Raw genomic sequence first — 16,456 nt, 5'->3', positions numbered from 1 at the left:
CCGGTCCCGTCAGCGATTACGTCGGGGCGCGTGCGCTCGTCAGCGGGCTGCCCAACGTGAAATGGCTTCTCGGAGACCGTGGCTACGATGCCGACTGGTTCAGAGAAGCTTTGCAGGACAAGAAGATACGCCCCTGCATCCCGGGCCGGAAGAAACGGAAGACGCCGGTAAAGTATGACAAACGGCGATACAAACGCCGTAATCGCATCGAGATCATGTTCGGCAGGCTCAAGGACTGGCGGCGCGTTGCGACACGCTACGACCGATGCCCGCAGACCTTCTTCTCGGCGATAGCTCTCGCCGCGACCGTCATCTTCTGGCTTTGAGGGAGAACGAGTCCTGAGCCTAGCTCTTCGTCATCAAGGACGGTCTCGTATATTGGGCAATAGCACCACTGAAGATGTCTTATCTGAAGCCTCGTCAAATCATGGCTAACGCCAAGTCGATCGGCCTTCCCGTTAAGTTTCAGTTCGAGCGGGGTTCCTGATAATGACCGTTGCTCAGCAGCAGTCATACTTCGGTTCCTTCACTTTGCTCTGAACCAGCGGCGCGGTTTACGCCGCATCCTCCGTCTTGACGCGGGGACGGTCCCCGCCGAGGCCGGAAAAAGCCAACTGACGGCACGAGAAGACGATGATCTGCTGCTCGAGCGCGACGCGGTTCAAGGCCGTGAACATCTTCACGATCCGATCGTCATCCGAGTAGACCAGCGCGTCGTCCAGGATGATTGGCAGGTGTTGGCCACGACGGGCGAAAAGGCGTGCGAAGGCGAGACGCGTGAGGATGGCGATCTGCTCTTGCGTGCCGCCGGAGAGGGTCTCGAAGGCTTCGGTCTCGCCACCCCGGCGAAGGGCGCCGGGGGTGATGCTGTCGGTTTCCCAGTCGATGCCGGCGTCGTCGTGCAGGATGCGCAGCAATGGGCGTAGCTCCTCTTGGACCGGCTCGAAATAGGCTTCCCGGGCGCCGTCCCGAGCCGCCTCCAGCGCGTCGCGCAGGCGGACCAAGGCCGCGACCTCCGCAGCGTAACGATCTTCACGAGCGGTCATACTGCGCAACCGCTCAGCCACTTCGTCGCGGCGCTCTTCCACACCTTCGTGGGCGCGCGTGTCGATGCGGGCGGACAGGTCCGCCCGTCGTTCCACCAGGTGCTCGCGCCGCTTGCGGACATTCTCGAAGGCGGCCTCGGCCCGTTTCAGGTTTGCGGCCGCGGTGGCGCTGTCCGGCGCATCTGCCTTCAACGAGGCCAGAGCCTTTGCCTTTCCTTCAGCTTCCTCAGCGGCCCCTTGCGCGGCATTGGCAAGCTCGCTCCGCCGCGCCTCGCGCGCATCGGCCGCGCCCGCATGTGCCTCGGCCCGCCCCTGCCGGTCGCGCGCCGCGGCGAGGGCCGCTGCGGAGGTCGCCGCCTTTTCGCGAGCATCGGCCACCGCCTCGGCCGCGGCGCGCAAGCGACCGCGCACCTCTGCCTCTCGGGTCTCGGCGGCGTCGAGGTCAGACGCCACCCGTTCGGCGGAGCGCACCGGAATTTCCGAAGCGCCCTTGATCGTCTCGCGGGCATCTACGAGCGCCTGCTCCAAGGCCTCGACGCCGGAAGGTGCCAGCGAGCGGAGCATCTGCTCGGCCAGCTTCGCGACGTTCTCGTCGGCCTGCCGTTGCCGCGCCCGGTCGCGTGCCTCGCCCAAGGTCCGGACCTCGCAACGCGTCAGGAGGTCGGCTTCGGCCGCCAGCGCCGCGGCATGGAGGGTTTCGGCGTCGTGGTCGCCTGCCGCCTCCGGAAGCACGAAGCGCAGGGTGGCGATACCCGGAACCTCGACCTCGGCGCCGTCCTTCAGTGCGACGGCATCGCCGCTTATGATCTCCGCACCGGCGAGGGAAAGCCGCGTGTCCCCGACATACTCCACATGCATGCGCACCGAACTGGCCGCGAAGAGGCTTTGCAGCCGCGCCGTCTCCTTCGCCGCATCTTCGAGGTCCGCCAAGGCCTGCTCCGTGACAGGGTTCCCCGCGATCCGCACCCGGCATTCCGAGGCAGTCGCCGCGTGCCCACGTGCCTGCTTGAGCAGGTCGCCGAACCGCTCGACCTCTTCCCGAGCGCGCTGAATGCGCCCTGCGCGTTCGGCCCGCTTCTGCTCCTCGCGCAGGGCCCGGGTCGCACTTTCGGCCTCTTCGAGCTCCGAGCGCAGTGCGCCTTCGGCGTCACGCGCGTCCTTCAAGGAGTCGAGCCGTTCGGAGTTCAGCTGGTCCACTTCAACAAGGGCCTTGGAGGCGCTTACGACCTCCGCTAAGGCATCAATGAAGGCGTCTCGTGCACGCTCGGCCTCGGATCGCTGCATCAGCGCGAGGTCCAGCTCTCCCTGCGCCGAGGCAATCTTCTGTGCGTGACTTTCAGCAGCGCGGGCGGCCTGCCGCGCTTCAGCAAGGTCGGTGTCGCGTCGCGCTTTCGCTTCCGGCTCGTCAAGCCGCCGCAGTTCGGCGTCGGCCGCGCGGCGCTCTTCCAGGGAGTCAGAAAGTTCCGCGCATTGACGCTCCAGCACCTCGAGTTCGGCTTCAAGAGCCTTGGCCGCGTCCACCGCTTCCTTCCACGCGCCCCTGGGGGACAGCCGACTGCCGGTCGCCAGCGCATCGAGGTCCTCCTGGCAGCGCCTGAGGATGCGGTCCATGGTCCGACCTCCTGTGACCTGCTCGATCTCCCCCGCCACCGAACTCAACAGGTCTCGACGCGCCTCTGCGAGCCGGTCTTTCTCGGCCGGTTTGGCATCCGCAGGCTCCAGCCCGAGAACCCCCTGCCGGACCCAGAGCAGGCCGGTGGGTCCCCCATCAGAGGCTCCGATGTGCCGCGCGATCCAATCCTCGGCCTCGCCATCGCGGGCAATGACGGTGCCGCGGGCCGTGTCGGTGACACTCGCCCCCTTCTGCGCGAGAAACCTCTTCTCGATCGCATAGCACGCGCCGTCGATTTCCACCTGCAGGCCGATGCGAACGCCGCCGCCGGCGCGGGGGCGCAGCGACTGGACATTCTTGCCGGTGGCGGTGTGCTTTTCGAAGACGACGGCGTGGATCGCGTCGAAGAACGTCGACTTGCCGAACTCGTTCGCCTCGCAGATCACCGTGATGCCATCGCCGATGGAGTCGATCGCGACACGTTTTCCGCCGAATTTCCGGACGTTCTCGAGGGTCAGGGCGCGCAGTTTCATTTCACCTCCAGGGCGTAGGAAAATAGCCGGGTAAGCGCCGCGGCCGCGGCGGTATCGCCCGCGTCGGCGGCCGCGGCGAGCGCCTCGGCGGCGTCGCGCACGGCGCCCCGGTTATCGATCCGCGAGAGGTCGTCCGCCTCGTGTGTGACAGCGAGCGTGGAGAGATCGCTGTTCGCCCAGAGGAAGTCGGGAGCAACATCCTCGATCGCCCGCGCCAGCGCCGCATGGCCCGCGAGCCCGGTGCGGCCGGTGGCGCGAATGTCGATCAATGTGCGGTCGCGCCCTGTGAGATCGGGAAGAGCTTCTGACAGACGCTCCGTCGGGTCTTCGGTATCGAGAAGATCGAGCGCCACCCGGGTCCAGACGATCTGTCCCGTCTCCACCTCTTTCACCTCAGGCGCCGCGCCGGCTGCGGCGAGCGACACCAGCAAGGCTCCGGCGGGCCTGTGGGGCTTGAAACTGTCCGGCTCGGGCGTGCCGGAATACCAGGTACTCGCCGCCACCTCGATCCGGCCGTGCCAGTCGCCGAAGCCCAGGTAATCGAGCCCCGCCCGCATGGCCCGGTCGGGTGCGATGACGACGCCGCCTTCGCCCCCCATCTCGTCCACCGGCCGAAAATCGCGGATGGAGCCATGCCCAAGACCGATCCGGATTGCCTCGCCGGTTTCGGCGCCGTCCATCCATTCAGTCAGGTCACGGCCAGGACTGCGCGTCGTGCAAGGCGCGGGAAGAAGCATCGCGCCCTCCCAGAGTTCTATCGGCTCGGCGGCGAGGGCGAGTGTCACGTTGTCCGGCCGCTCCCGCTCGAGCGTACCCCAGATCTCTTCCGCGCCGAGGTGATCGTGGTTGCCGGGCATCAGCACCCAGGTCAGGTCGTCATGTCCGGCCATCGCGTTCATTGCCTGCCGAAGCGTGGCACGGGTCGGGGTCTCGGCGTCGAAGGTGTCGCCAGCCAGCAGGACATGGCTCGCGCCCCCGTCACGCGCGGCCTTGGCAAGCGCCCCGATGGACTCTTGGCGAGCCTGCCGAAGGCGGTGCCGCACCTCCTCGGGGAATCCGCCGAATGGCTTGCCAAGATGAAGGTCCGAGGCGTGGAGGAAACGGATCATGCGCGAGTGGTCCTTTTAGCGTAGATTTCGGAGCCTTTGATCCGGGCGTCCCGCACATGGTGAATCGGATCTTCGACGACAGTGCCGAGAACGACCAGTTTGAAGACCTCTTTGCGAGATTGACCGTGCGTGTCCGTGTAGATGATCCGCGCGACCTCCCGATCTCCATCGAAACCGCGCATCGCATACTGAAATCTAAAAGGCTCCCAACTGATCGAGCCGACGACGGTGCGATCGTCCCGAAACAATTCAATCTCATAGTCGTCTATTCCGGCCAACACCGCACGGGCATCTTCCGAGGAGATTGCGTTCGAGTTCGCCGCGGCATGCGCACGCCGCGCCAAGTCCCGGCGTTGCTTCACGGACATCCGGGGCAATCGTTCAAGCACCGGTGGTTTCTTCATCTCGGCTCTCCTCTACAATTGCATTGCGCGCTATCCGGGGCGCCTGTGCCGCCAAGGCGCAGAGCAGGTTCAACAAAGCCATCTGCTCGACGCTCGTGCATGTCGTATCCAGCAGGCGTGGCGATGCGAAGACCAGCGTCAGACCCTTCGCTCGTGACACGGCGACGTTGATCCGTTCCCGCGACAGAAGAAACTCCATGCCGCGCGGCATCTCCTCGCCGGAAGAGGCGGTCATCGAGACGAGGCAGACCGGCGCCTCCTGTCCCTGGAACTTGTCGACCGTTCCGACGCGGATCCCCGGCGGCAGGGCCCGGCGCAGGGCGTTGACCTGGAGGTTGTAGGGCGCAACCACGATGATATCGGCCTCGGTCATCGGACGGGTCTGGCCCTCCCGGTCGGTCCAGATGCCGGTCACCAGAGCCGCCGCGGCGGCGCGGATCGTTTCCACCTCCTTCGGCGCGGATTGTGAGTTTCCCTCGTGCTTGACAGGGACCAGATGGGCGCCGGTGGCGGGCCATTCGGGCACCCCGTCGACACGTTGTCGCCCGGTATCCGCGTGGCTCTCGAGTCGTCCTTCGTAGACCTGGTTCGAGATGAACCGGCAGACGTCCGGATGCATCCGCCGCGTGACGGGGAGGAAGATCCCCCGGTCGGACCGGATCGCCGCATCGGCTCCCTGCATCCAGTCGAGGCAGGACAGGTCGGCCGGGGCCGGATGCGCGCCCTGCTGCACCTGAGGCAATTGGCGCGGGTCTCCGACCAGGACGACATTCTCGGCGCAGGTCGACATGGCCAGCATGTTGGCCAGCCCGACCTGCCCGGCCTCATCCACGAAGATGTGGTCGAAATGCCCCCGCAATCCCTCGCGCGAGAACAGCCAGGCCGTGCCGCCGACCACATCCGCCCCACGGAACAGATTCTCGTCGTTCTGGTTCGTTCGCCGGATCGGGCAGTCTTCCGTGTAGGTGTCGTCGCTCAGCTTGTGCACGATGGTGAAGTCCGGATCCTCCCACTCGTGTGCGTCGAGGATGCCCATCAGGACGTTCTTCACCGCCTCGTGACTGGTCGACGCCACGGCCACCTTCCTGCCCGCCCGGACCAGGGCGAGGATGGCGCGGGCCGTTATGTACGTCTTGCCGGTGCCGGGTGGACCCTGGATTGGCAGGACCGTTCCGTCCATGTCCATCACCGCGTCGATCGTGCCCTCCACCGGGTCGCGGCCGTTCAGGACGACCGCGCGCGGCCCGCTCCGAAAGCGGGGCGTGGCGCGGGTCAGAAGGGCGTCGGCGGCGCGTAACATCCTTGGGCCGCATTGATCTTCGATCACCGCGCGGATGGCGTCCTGGATCGGCCCCGTGTTCAGCGGCGTTTCCGGGTGCAAGGCGGTCACGTTTTCCAGAAGTCCGGCCTTCGGCTTGCCGATCTTCAGCGTCAGGGTTCCTGCAGCCGCGTCGAACTCATGGAGAACCGCCGTCGCGATGAACCCGTTTTCGTCATAACCGATCGCCGGCCGGGCACCCTCCTTCAGCCGCGTCTCCTGCTTCGGGAACGTGAAACGCTGACCGACAGACTGCTTGATCGGCACGGGCTGGCCCGCCCGGATCAGCCCACCCAGGGCATCGACGCTCTCGACGAGCTCGTCCTCCTCCTTCGCGATGCTGTCATGGATCGACCAGTAGACGGGCTTGTCCTCGCGCCAGTGATATTGCGCCAGGTCGAAGAGCAGTCGCTGGCGGTCCTCCGGCAGGTCCGACGCAGCCAGCTGCGCGCGGAGAGCCTCCGTCCGCTCGTCGGCCTCCGCCTCCTTCTCGCCGGCGCTCTCGTCGGTCAGCGACGGCCAGGGACCCTCGGGCCGGATCGAGACCAGCCAATCGCGCAGTTCCTCGGTCGAGACACAATCGACCTCGTTGTAGGCCCGGATCTCTTCGAGGATCGTGTCGTCACCTGTCCGGCGCCACTCCTCGTAGGCCACCACCGAGCCGCCGGAAGTCGTGACGTCGCCCTCCCGCTTGCCCCGATAGAAGGCCTCCATAGACTTGATCGAGTAGTTCCTCTCCGATGCCAGCAGCCCGCCGCGCACCACGGCGTAGAGGTCCACGAACCGGTGTTCCCGGAGCAGTCGGTCGAGAAAGGCCTCGCCGATCCCGTATTTCGCCGTCAGCCGCTTGAGCGCCGTCACCTCGTAGGCGGCGTAGTGATAGATGCGGGCCTGGGGAAAGGCCGCCAGTCGGTCGCGGAACCAGTTGAAGAGATCCGAAAGCGCCTGCGCTTCCTGCAGGTGATCGTGGGCCCAGAAACCGGTGAAGACGCCATCGGCCCAGAGACCGTGGAGGTATTCCAGCCCACCCTCAACATAGGGGTCGCCTTCGATATCGTAGAAGACGTCGCCGGAGTGCGGCTGCGGCAGAAGGTCGAACCCCTTGCCGGGGGACGGCGCCCGGAGCTCGAAGGAAGGCGCGCCTTCCTTGCGGGCGTGCTGGAGCCGTGCCTGCGCGACCAACTTGTCCAGCATCGCCGCCGCCACGTGCCGCACGGGGGCGTCGCGCGAGGCCAGCGCCTCCATGGTGCGGACGTCATCGGCTTCCAGCTTCGCGATCTGGCCGGTGCTGATGCCTGCGACGTTGTAGAGACTGTCGGTCTCGTCCCAGACGGCCTGACAGTGGTCCTGCCACCGACAGAGGGTGCAGGCGGCGCATCTCTGAGGCCGCGTTTCCGGCCGGGTGCGGGCGAACTCCTCCAGCCGCAGGCGTGCGCGCCGGGCGTATGCGGCATAGTCGGCCAGCCTGAAACTCGCCCGTTCACCGTTGCCAAGCTCGACATGAGCGGCGTCGGGAGTGACACCTTGGAGGTCGGCGAGCAAGTCCGAGTAGAGGACCAGCTGGAGAAGATGTTTCGGATCGGGTTTTCGCTTGAGCTTCGTGTCGGTGACCTCGTAGCTCCAGACTCCCAGGTCCGAGGGCCGCTCTACCCGTTCGAGGAAGTCGGACCACCCGCCCCATGAGCCGCCGTGGAGCGCAGCCTGGAAAATGACATCCGCTCCGGAGGCCAGCGCCTTCCTGGTTTCCGCCAGCCCGCTCTCCAGCGAAAATCCCTCGCGTGGCACTTCCACGACGTGCCGTCCCGATGCCTTCAGGGCTTCGAGATGCGCCGCCTCGTGCGCGTCTCCCATCTCCTGCAGAAGCTTCGCCTCCTCGTCATCCGCCCGTGGCTGCGGGCCATGCCCCTCGAGCCGGGCGAGATCGAGAAATGTCGCATGCGTGCAGCCGGAGAAACGCATCAGGTCTGATGCAGAGAACAGGAATTTACCATCAATCAATTGCACGGAATCCGGGCCTCCATTTCTCACACGATTCGCTCGATTTTCGGCCCCGTATCCAGCATAACTCTGGCGCACGTCAAAAATGGTCATGGTCAAAGATGTCATTCACGAAAGCCCGAGATCTGATTGAACTCGCCAAAATGGCGCATGCGCGACATGGAGGTGTCACTCTCGAGGAAATATGCGATCGGTTCCAGGTGACGCACCGTACGGCGCAGAGAATGACCGTGGCACTCGAGGAGACATTGTCCGGCATCGAGAACCCGACCAAGCACGATCGCCGCAAGGCCTGGAAATTGCCGGACCCGGTCCCGGCGGCCCTGTCGCCGCCCGTGGATGAAAGTATCGAAGCGCTCGACTTCGCCATCCGCGAGGCCCGGGACGCCGATCGTCACCGCCATGCCCGGACACTCATGCGGTTGCGCGACGATCTCCTGCAGCGGGTCCCCGGCGCCAGGGCCCGCGCGGCGGAGACCGATGCCGAAGCGATCCTGCAATCGGTGGGACGTGTCGCGCGCCCCGGTCCGCGAGGCCGAATTGATCCGGCGGTGGCAGACGCCGTCTACGATGCGCTCAGAGGGCCTTACCGCCTTCGCATGCGCTACCGTTCGCAGGGCGGCGACGTCCGCGAACGCGATGTCGAACCCTTGGGCGTGCTGCTCGGCCCCCGAAGCTACCTCGTGGCTCGCGTGCCCGAGGACACCGCCTTCCGCCATTATCGCATGGACCGCATCCTCGCGGCGGGAAGCACCGACGAGTGGATCGCGCTCGATCCCGCGTTCGACATCAACGCCCATGCCAGTGAAGCCTTCGGCTCCTACCACGATCCCGCTCAGGTCGGTCCGGTCGCATGGAAATTCTCACCGCGCGCGGCGCAGGCCGCGTCGGAATTCCTCTTTCACCCCGATCAAGAGCAGGAAACCCTCCCCGACGGCAGCCTGATCGTGCGCTTCAAGGCATGCGGATGGCTCGAGATGGCCTGGTTTCTCTACCAATGGGGTGACGAGGTCGAAGTGCTCGAACCCGCCGGGTTGCGTGACCTCGTTCACCCGGGCCGGCGCGACTTCGGAATACTGCCGTGAGAAAACCGGGGTTATCCGCAAATTTGCCAAATTGACGTGTTTCGACGTGATCAGTGGAATTGGAGTATGTAATGCCAGACCTGTATTTCGACGATCTGAAGTCGAAACAACGCGCCATTCGCGACGGTTTCGAGCAGGACATGGGCCTTCGAGTGCATCGCGCAATATCGTGGATCGGCCGGGCAGAGAGGGAAGCAGAGGACGCCGATGCGCGTTTCATCTTTCTCTGGATCGCCTTCAACGCCGCCTATGCCGACGAGAGCGATGCAGGCGGACGGTCCTTCGGCACCGCACGGGAGGATTTCGAGAGCTTCTTTGCCCGCCTGATCCGCCTCGATGCTGATCATCGCATCTACAACGCGATCTGGACCCGCTTCTCGGGACCGATCCGCCTCCTGATGCAGAACCGCTACGTCTTCAATCCGTTCTGGTCGTACCATAACGGCATCGCCGGGCACGAGGACTGGGAGGCCCGGTTTCAACATTCGGCACGTTTCTTCGGTGACGCCGTCACGCGGCGTGACACGACCGCCGTGCTGACCTGCGTCTTCGACCGGCACTATGTCCTGCGGAACCAGATCGTGCATGGCGGCGCCACTTGGAACGGCAGCGTGAACCGGGGCCAGGTCTCGGACGGAGCGGAGATCCTGGGCTTTCTGCTCCCCGTCTTCGTGGACCTAATGATGGACAACCCCGCAGAAGGCTGGGGGCGCCCCTACTACCCGGTTGTCGATGATGGCAGTGCAAAGGCAGGAGGTCGCCAATGACCGACCAACCGCTGCATTTCCTGCCGGACCTTCCGGAACGGGAGATCCTCGACGCCCTGAACGCCGCGCCCGGCAACGAGGTCGAGAGCGGCAAGCTCGCAAGCTCTGAAAGCTCGTCTGCGCTCGCAGTCAATGCCTTCGGCTGGTTCCTCAGGCGACCCGAGGCTCTGCCGCCCCTGCCTCGTCTGGCGGCCGCCTGGCCCGCGCGCGAAGTGAGACTCGAAGCCGAGTTGCGCTTCCCGTGGTCCGGCGGCCGGCATCCCTGGCTGGACGCCGTCATCGTCACCGACACGCATCTGATCGGGATCGAGAGCAAGCGCTACGAGCCTTTCAGACCGCGGAAGAAGGGCCCCGGCTTCTCTGACGCCTATGACCGCCCTGTCTGGGGCGATGCCATGACCGCCTTCTGTTCCGTCCGGGATGAGTTGAAGGCCGGCAGCCTGCGCTACAAGTCCCTCGATGCACCGCAACTTGTGAAACATGCCTTCGGCCTGCGGTCCGCCGTGCACCGCGAAGGCGGCCCTTTTCAGGGCCTCAAGTCCGTTCTCGTTTATCTTTACGCGGAGCCCCGAGCTTGGCCGGACGGCCGACCGGTCGACGCGTCCCGCGTGTCAACGCATCGATCGGAGTGCGAACATTTCACCCGCCGGACAGCCGGCGACGAAGTCGAGTTTCTTACGCTCGACTACATCGGTCTGGTCAAAGACTGGGCGTCGGGCAAAGAGCCGGGTCCGGCCCTACATGCAGGACGCCTGGCTAAAGCCTTCGACATCGGATGAGAACGACCGATGCCTCGGCATGATGAGCAGCCGGTCACACTTCCATCGACGTTCACCAGTCCATCACGCGCCGGCGCCCCGTGCCCTTGCCAATGACTGTCCAGACATCTCCCCTGCAAAGGCAGCTGCTCTCCCGCCATCTCAATGCCGTGGAAACACTCGCATACCGTAGCGCTTCCTGTAGCAAGTTCTGTAGCAAATCCGATTGCCGCGAGGCCGGAAAATAGCAAATTCCCTTAATTTACTGGGCGATTTTGCACGGCGATAGGATAATAATGGTGCCCGGGGGCGGAATCGAACCACCGACACGAGGATTTTCAATCCACTGCTCTACCCCTGAGCTACCCGGGCACGGGTGAAGCGATCGCTTCGGGTGGAGGCGGTTTAGCCGAGGTCCGACCCGGTGTCCAGCAGCTTTTGCAACAGAATTTCACCTCGCTGAATCCGGCCCTTCCAAAGCCTCAGCCGCCGCGATAAATCCACTCAATGACCTTGATACCAGACCGCCTGGAGAGCTTTCACGCGCACGGTTTCGATACCGTGATCGACGTCCGCAGCCCGGCGGAGTTCGAAGAAGATCGTATCCCGGGTGCAATCAATCTCCCCGCGCTCGACAACGAGGAACGTGCCCGCGTCGGGACGATCTACAAGCAGGATAGTCCCTTCAAGGCGCGTAAGCTGGGGGCGGCACTGGTCTTCCGCAATGCGGCCAACCATATCGAACGTCATCTCTCGCATCACGAGGGAGGGTGGCGGCCGTTGGTCTATTGCTGGCGCGGGGGGCAGCGGTCCGGCTCTTTCACCTGGATGCTGCGTGAGATCGGCTGGCGGGCCGAGGTGGTGCCGGGGGGGTACCGGACCTATCGTCGGCTTGTGACGGGTTATCTGTACGACACGCCGCTGCGGCATCACCTAGTCCAGTTGGGTGGGTATACCGGGACGGCCAAGACCGCGCTGCTGCCACGCCTGCAGGATCGCGGCGTGCAGGTTCTGGATCTCGAAGGACTGGCGCGGCATCGGGGCTCGCTCTTGGGAGAGATGCCGGGGGGACAACCTGCCCAGAAGGGTTTCGAATCCGATCTTGCTCGGGCGCTATGTGCCCTTGATCCCGCGCGGCCCGTCGTTGTTGAGGCGGAAAGCAGCAAGATCGGGCAGATCAACCTGCCACCGGCACTCTGGGACGCGATGAAAGTCGCGCCCTGGGTCGAGGTCTCTGCCCCGATCGCGGCGCGTGCGGAATACCTTGCACAGGCCTATGACGACATTCTGTCCGACGGGGTGCGGCTGCGCGAAAAGCTGGCGCCGCTGCGCTATCACCGTGGGCACGAGGTCGTCGATCGGTGGGAGGCGATGATCGACGCGGGGGATCGCCTGGCCCTGTGCCGCGCTCTGGCCGAGGATCACTATGATCCGGCCTATCGCAGTTCCATGCGGGCACATGTCCCACAGGTTCTGCACCGCGAGGAGACGGTTTCGCTGGCCCCCGGTGCTTTGGACGCGCTGGCCGACCGTTTGGCGGCGCGGCTTCAGACGATCCGGATCTGACCGGAGCCCTCGGTGACGATGCCGATCCGCGCGGCTTCGTAGCCTGCGCCGTGCAGCGCCGCCAGGGGCTCTGTCCCATCGCCGGGCACGGCCGCCAGCAGGCCGCCGGAGGTCTGGGGGTCGATCAGAAGATCGTGCAGGGCACTGTCCGCGAGGTCGGGGAAGGGCGCGCGATTGTCCGGGTAGAGGCTTGACCGGATGCCTTGGCGGGCAAGCTCCACGGCGCCGTGCATGAGAGGCACCGCCTCCAGCGTGATTTCTGCGCCGACGTTCGAATTCAGGCAGATGTTGCGCAGGTGACCCAGCAGGCCAAATCCGGTCACATCCGTCATGGCATGGGCGTCTTTCAGCAAGGTCGAGGCCTGCGCCTGCGACTGGACCATCCGTTGCAGGGCCGCAGCCACGTCTTCGCCGCGCGCAAGACCCGCCATTTCACCGGCCATGAGCACGCCGGACCCCAGCGGCTTGGTCAGGATCAATGCGTCGCCGGGGCGCGCGCCGGCAAGGCCGATTGCCGTTCCTTCGCAGGTGCCGGCGATGGTAAAGCCGATGGTCAGTTCGGCGCCTTGCGACGTGTGGCCGCCGACGATCTCTGCCCCGGATGCACGCATGATGGCGCGGGCGGTTGTCATGATCTCGTCCAGGGTGCGGCTGGCCAGCCGTGGCGACATGCGGGGCAGGACAAGGCTGGTCAGAACGGCCTGCGGCTGGCCGCCCATTGCCCAGATGTCGCCAAGCGCATGCTGCGCGGCGATGCGCGTCATGGTGACGGGATCGGCGGTGATTTCGCGCAGGTGGTCGGTGCTGAAGACCAGTTCCGCACCGCCGATGCGGACCAGTGCCGCGTCGTCCCCGGGCAGGTTCGACGGACCCTCGCAAAGCGCTGCCATCAAGGCCCCCTGGCCCAGCTTGGCACCGCAGCCGCCGCACAGCACCTTGTCGCCCAGGTCCGCCGCACCGGCGGCACGCGGGTCCGGCAGCGCGGGCAATGCCATTTGTGGCAGGTCCTTGAGTTTGGACATGAATTTCCGGTCGATCCGGTCTTTCCATCGCCAGACCCAGGGGCCGGAAAAGCTCAGGCCGAACCGGTCGCCCAGGGCGGTTTTCTCGCCCATCGACACCAGCTTTAGATAATCCTTCTGCGGCTGATAGCGTTTCATCGTCCCGGCTTCGCGCAGTGCCACGCACAGGTTCTGTGCCAGCACCGGGGCCTGCCGGACGGCATAGACTCCGGCCTTGGGCCGCGGGGCAAATGGCATATGCGCACAATCCCCCGCTGCAAAGATGCGGGGGTCCGATGTGCGCAACTGCGGATCAATGCTCAGATAACCGTGCTGCTGCGCCAGTCCGGTTTCCGCAAGCCAGGGATGAGGACGGGCACCCGCAGCGCCGCAGACGAAGTCAGTCTCGATCTCATACCCATCCAGCGTGACTCCATCCGGCGTGATCGCCCGCACCTCGGCCCCTTCATGCAGCGTGACGCCTGCGCGTTCCAATGCCGCGCGCAGGCGTTTCGCCGAACGGTCGGGCAGGGCGGTCAGGACCGTGTCACGTTCGATCAGGTGCAACTTTGCGGGCCGGTCGGCCTGTGACAGTGCGTGACCCATCGCCAGGATCAATTCGGCGCCGGCGACCCCGCCGCCGATCATCACCACGCTGGCCGGGCCGCTGGTCTGAAGGAAGTTCTGCCATGCGGCGGCGAACCGTTCCAGGGGCTTGGCCGGGATCGCATATTCGGCAAACCCGGGAATTTCAGGCATGGCTGTTGTGATGCCGATGTCGATGCTGGCCAGATCAAAGGCGATGGGCGGGCGGGCCGCCACGTGCACCTCTCCACGGGACAGGTCGATGCCCTCGGCGGCGCCCAGGATCAGCCGGGCCCCGGCAAATCGTGCCAGCCGGACAAGATCGATCTCCAGCGCGTCGCGCGTGTAGTGTCCGGCAATATGTCCGGGCAGCATGCCGGAGTAGGCGGCGGAGGGGCCGGGATTGATCAGCGTCAGGCGTGCGCCCGGCAGCGGCTTCATGCCCCAGGACCGCAGGACCAGCGCGTGGCTGTGGCCGCCTCCGACCAGCACCAGATCGCGGGTAAACGGATGGGACGATGCTTGCATTCTGGTCTCTCCCGGCCTGCGGGCACATGCCCGCGTGGCCGGGATAGCGCCGAAGTGCCCGTCAGAAAAGCGTGATCTCGTCCGTCTTGGGCCGGGGGATGGGGGCCGGTTTCTCCACCGGCAGCGACACGGCATCCGCAGAGACGAGAAGCTGGCGCACGCGGCCGGTGGTGGGCCAGAAGCGAATTCGGCGGGCCGAGGTGCCTCCGACGCTTTCGGCGATGCAGGGGATGCCCTCATCCTTGAGGAAGCCGCGCGCGAACGCCGCGTTGGACGCGCCGATGTCGCGCAGGTTGCCCATCATGCTGGCCCCGCCAAAGACCTTGGCCTGTAGCCGGGCACGGTCAGCCCCGCGTCGCAACAGCCCGTTGATCAGCAGTTCCATCGCATAGGCGCCATAGCGGACATTCGCGCCTTCGCCCCCGTCCCGCTTTGGCAGGAGAAAATGGTTGAGCCCGCCGACCTTGCGTTGGGGATCGAACATGCAGACCGCGATACAGGACCCCAGCACGGTCGTCAGGACAACCTGGGGGCTGTCCGAGATCTCGAACTCTCCCTGGATGACATTTACCAGCTTCTCGGTTTGTGGCGTCATTTCTGTGCTTCCCTGCCTGGGCCGACATTTGTCTTGCGACGGGCCAACAACGCCTCGGCGATTTTTTTCAGCGGAAGGACACGATCCACTCCACCCAGCTCGACGGCGGCACGGGGCATACCGTAGACCACGCAACTGGCCTCGTCCTGTGCGAGCGTATGCGCGCCGGCAAGTCGAAGGGCCTTCATTCCATCCGCGCCGTCGCGGCCCATGCCCGTCAGCAAAGCGGCGGAGACCCTTGGCGCCACCGGCAGGGCCGACAGGAACAGCCGGTCGACAGAGGGAACATGTCCGGCCACGGGCCCGTCGGCGACGGTCGTGACCCGGGTCGCGGCGCGCCCATCCAGAACCAGGTGCGCCCGTATTCCGGCGCCGACCAGAATCTGTCCCTGCCTCAGGGGCATGGGGCCATTCGCCAGAAGGACATTCGGCAGGCACTGGCGGTCCAGAAGGCTGGCCAGGCTTTCGCCAAAACCTGACCCTGTGTGCTGGACGACCAGCGTGGGTGGGCAATCCTGGGGAAAGCGGGTCAATACGGCCAGCAGTGCATCGACCCCCCCGGTGCTGGCTCCAATCAGGATGATGGGATCGCTACCCAGGGGGGGGCGTGGATCTGCTTGGGGCGCCCTGGACGTGCGCGTCAGATGGTCTTGTACCTTGACCGTGGTGATCAGGGGCCTTGTCGCATTGGTCGTCGGCGCGCCGCAGGCGAGATGGCTGTGGGGAGTTTCGGTCGGACGAGGCGGATTGGGTTTGGCAGCTGGTCGGGGGTTCAACCCGGTGCGCGTCAGGGCACGGAGTTGTCGCTCATAAACCTCGTCAGGCGCATCTGTCGGGATCGAAAACAGATCGGATCGAGGACTGCCGCCCACGGCGGGTCCGCGCAGTCTCCGGTTGGGCACCGTTACCACCAGCCAACGGATATCCAGCGTCGAGAACAGCGCGCGCATCACTTCGAACTCGGCAAGGCCGGCCAGGACATCCGCGATGAGAACGGCCTTCGGCAACCGTTCCTCGACCACATTATAGGTGTTCATGAGGTCGCCGGTTTGGGCGATGACCTCGAACTCGCTCATACGATCCACGACAAGGCCCAGCCGCTTGCGCTGTGCGGCGTCCGGCGTGGCGATGACGACACTCTTGACCGACATGGTTCAGACCCAGTCCATACGGGGCCAATGCCGCCAGCGACACGCGGCCCGTTTCATCAGAACAGTTCCGCGTGGCCGCCGTTTGCGGCGGAATTTACCTGACCGCCCAGCCGGCAGGCCATGTCGCGCAAGGGGATTGCGGTCAGGGCTTCGCTGACATTTACCATGCCATTGGCGTCGGTCGCGGTCGAAATCTGGTCGAGGTAGTCCGCAAGCGCGCCGATCGACTGTCGCAACATGTCCAGTTCCTGGAGCATGCCGATCGACTTCGTATCGAACGCGTGTGTGGAATGGCTTATCACCGCGTCCAGCCCGTGTTCGAGCCGTTCCAGGCGTGCGTGCAGGCCCTCCAATTCGTCCGAGGCTCGCCGGGTGGCGAGTCTCAGGGGCAGCACGGTGT

General features: G+C 65.3%; 13 protein-coding genes and 1 tRNA gene. 5 read left to right on the top strand and 9 right to left on the bottom strand.

Going from position 1 to position 16,456, the window contains the following annotated elements:
* On the top strand, positions 1-326 hold a 326-nt coding region (locus tag BLQ71_RS24135), incomplete at its 5' end, for an IS5/IS1182 family transposase (protein ID WP_074623505.1).
* A gap of 228 nt (positions 327-554) precedes the next feature.
* Here the strand turns inward: BLQ71_RS24135 and BLQ71_RS24130 are convergent.
* From BLQ71_RS24130 to BLQ71_RS24115, 4 genes are read right to left on the bottom strand one after another with little or no spacing between them, the layout of a single operon-like run.
* A complete protein-coding gene (locus tag BLQ71_RS24130; RefSeq protein WP_074623554.1) occupies positions 555-3,191 on the bottom strand; it encodes an AAA family ATPase in 2,637 nt (878 codons plus the stop codon).
* Entirely contained in the window at positions 3,188-4,300 is a 1,113-nt protein-coding gene (locus tag BLQ71_RS24125; RefSeq protein WP_074623553.1) for a metallophosphoesterase family protein, read from the bottom strand. The genes BLQ71_RS24130 and BLQ71_RS24125 overlap by 4 nt, the downstream gene beginning before the upstream one ends.
* Positions 4,297-4,704, bottom strand: a complete 408-nt coding sequence (locus BLQ71_RS24120) for a hypothetical protein (RefSeq protein WP_133066196.1) — start codon at positions 4,702-4,704, stop codon at positions 4,297-4,299. Before BLQ71_RS24120 ends, BLQ71_RS24125 begins: the two co-directional genes overlap by 4 nt.
* Positions 4,682-8,113, bottom strand: a complete 3,432-nt coding sequence (locus BLQ71_RS24115) for a TM0106 family RecB-like putative nuclease (protein WP_175459261.1) — start codon at positions 8,111-8,113, stop codon at positions 4,682-4,684. Before BLQ71_RS24115 ends, BLQ71_RS24120 begins: the two co-directional genes overlap by 23 nt.
* 131 nt (positions 8,114-8,244) lie before the next feature.
* On the opposite strand from BLQ71_RS24115, the gene BLQ71_RS24110 reads away from it, so the two are divergent.
* The 3 genes from BLQ71_RS24110 (at position 8,245) to BLQ71_RS24100 (ending at position 10,651) form a co-directional block, all read left to right on the top strand.
* Positions 8,245-9,105: a helix-turn-helix transcriptional regulator gene (locus BLQ71_RS24110; RefSeq protein ID WP_229754962.1), complete on the top strand. Its 861-nt coding sequence runs from the start codon at positions 8,245-8,247 to the stop codon at positions 9,103-9,105.
* Between the two features lie 71 nt (positions 9,106-9,176).
* Positions 9,177-9,872 carry a HEPN domain-containing protein gene (locus BLQ71_RS24105; protein ID WP_074623549.1) on the top strand — a complete coding sequence of 232 codons (696 nt, stop codon included), beginning with the start codon at positions 9,177-9,179 and terminating at the stop codon, positions 9,870-9,872.
* A complete protein-coding gene (locus BLQ71_RS24100) occupies positions 9,869-10,651 on the top strand; it encodes a PGN_0703 family putative restriction endonuclease (protein ID WP_074623548.1) in 783 nt (260 codons plus the stop codon). The genes BLQ71_RS24105 and BLQ71_RS24100 overlap by 4 nt, the downstream gene beginning before the upstream one ends.
* A gap of 276 nt (positions 10,652-10,927) precedes the next feature.
* Here the strand turns inward: BLQ71_RS24100 and BLQ71_RS24095 are convergent.
* Positions 10,928-11,002, bottom strand: a tRNA-Phe gene (locus tag BLQ71_RS24095).
* 135 nt (positions 11,003-11,137) lie between these two features.
* Here BLQ71_RS24095 and mnmH point away from each other — a divergent pair.
* Complete coding sequence (gene mnmH, locus BLQ71_RS24090) at positions 11,138-12,196, top strand: tRNA 2-selenouridine(34) synthase MnmH (RefSeq protein WP_074623547.1); 1,059 nt, start codon at positions 11,138-11,140, stop codon at positions 12,194-12,196.
* Here mnmH and selD read toward each other — a convergent pair.
* The 4 genes from selD to BLQ71_RS24070 all read right to left on the bottom strand — a co-directional run bounded on the left by selD (position 12,178) and on the right by BLQ71_RS24070 (position 16,451).
* Positions 12,178-14,310: a selenide, water dikinase SelD gene (selD, locus tag BLQ71_RS24085; protein WP_074623546.1), complete on the bottom strand. Its 2,133-nt coding sequence runs from the start codon at positions 14,308-14,310 to the stop codon at positions 12,178-12,180. The genes mnmH and selD overlap by 19 nt on opposite strands.
* Before the next feature lie 61 nt (positions 14,311-14,371).
* Positions 14,372-14,905 carry a chemotaxis protein CheD gene (locus BLQ71_RS24080; RefSeq protein WP_074623545.1) on the bottom strand — a complete coding sequence of 178 codons (534 nt, stop codon included), beginning with the start codon at positions 14,903-14,905 and terminating at the stop codon, positions 14,372-14,374.
* On the bottom strand, positions 14,902-16,056 hold the full coding sequence (locus tag BLQ71_RS24075; RefSeq protein ID WP_074623544.1) for a CheB methylesterase domain-containing protein: 1,155 nt from the start codon (positions 16,054-16,056) through the stop codon (positions 14,902-14,904). Before BLQ71_RS24075 ends, BLQ71_RS24080 begins: the two co-directional genes overlap by 4 nt.
* A 56-nt stretch (positions 16,057-16,112) precedes the next feature.
* On the bottom strand, positions 16,113-16,451 hold the full coding sequence (locus BLQ71_RS24070) for a DUF8776 family protein (RefSeq protein ID WP_052244827.1): 339 nt from the start codon (positions 16,449-16,451) through the stop codon (positions 16,113-16,115).
* Positions 16,452-16,456: the final 5 nt, after the last annotated feature.

The organism is Antarctobacter albus, from assembly GCF_900101505.1.
GTDB lineage: Bacteria > Pseudomonadota > Alphaproteobacteria > Rhodobacterales > Rhodobacteraceae > Antarctobacter > Antarctobacter albus.
The sequence above is the reverse complement of the archived record's forward strand: the minus strand, read 5'-3'. Positions and strand labels throughout refer to the sequence as shown.

Coding starts and splice junctions, on each gene's coding strand:
- mnmH (WP_074623547.1), top strand. CDS start 11,138: ATGACCTTGATACCAGACCGCCTGGAGAGCTTTCACGCGCACGGTTTC.
- BLQ71_RS24125 (WP_074623553.1), bottom strand. CDS start 4,300: ATGATCCGTTTCCTCCACGCCTCGGACCTTCATCTTGGCAAGCCATTC.
- BLQ71_RS24130 (WP_074623554.1), bottom strand. CDS start 3,191: ATGAAACTGCGCGCCCTGACCCTCGAGAACGTCCGGAAATTCGGCGGA.
- BLQ71_RS24100 (WP_074623548.1), top strand. CDS start 9,869: ATGACCGACCAACCGCTGCATTTCCTGCCGGACCTTCCGGAACGGGAG.
- BLQ71_RS24110 (WP_229754962.1), top strand. CDS start 8,245: ATGACCGTGGCACTCGAGGAGACATTGTCCGGCATCGAGAACCCGACC.
- BLQ71_RS24115 (WP_175459261.1), bottom strand. CDS start 8,113: ATGACCATTTTTGACGTGCGCCAGAGTTATGCTGGATACGGGGCCGAA.
- selD (WP_074623546.1), bottom strand. CDS start 14,310: ATGCAAGCATCGTCCCATCCGTTTACCCGCGATCTGGTGCTGGTCGGA.
- BLQ71_RS24105 (WP_074623549.1), top strand. CDS start 9,177: ATGCCAGACCTGTATTTCGACGATCTGAAGTCGAAACAACGCGCCATT.
- BLQ71_RS24120 (WP_133066196.1), bottom strand. CDS start 4,704: ATGAAGAAACCACCGGTGCTTGAACGATTGCCCCGGATGTCCGTGAAG.
- BLQ71_RS24080 (WP_074623545.1), bottom strand. CDS start 14,905: ATGACGCCACAAACCGAGAAGCTGGTAAATGTCATCCAGGGAGAGTTC.
- BLQ71_RS24075 (WP_074623544.1), bottom strand. CDS start 16,056: ATGTCGGTCAAGAGTGTCGTCATCGCCACGCCGGACGCCGCACAGCGC.